Here is a 237-nt window from a genome sequence, read left to right as displayed (position 1 = left end):
AACTATTATCGCAGTCCAGCAGTTGACGCAGGAAGACCTGAAGAAGTTCGAGGTCGCGGAACAAGCGGCGGACAAGATGAACGATTTGCAGGAACGCCTGAGCACGACGCAGGCCCGCATCGAGATGCATCGGATGACGGTGCGCCGCATCAAGGAAGTGAAGGAGCGACTGGCGGAACTGGAAACGCAACTGGCCGATGAAGAAGCATTGAAGCATCTCGTTCATGGCTTCCAAGA

At 55.3% G+C, this 237-nt stretch carries 1 protein-coding gene; it reads left to right on the top strand.

All coding sequences use genetic code 11. From position 1 onward, the window contains the following. Positions 1–237: hypothetical protein (locus AC1RPR_RS09090; RefSeq protein WP_481763624.1), on the top strand; the 237-nt coding region annotated here is incomplete at both ends.

The sequence above is a fragment of the Dellaglioa sp. CoH-57-MRSF-22 genome (assembly GCF_056781895.1).
Note: the sequence above shows the minus strand (reverse complement) of the source record. Positions and strands in the feature narration are given on the sequence as shown.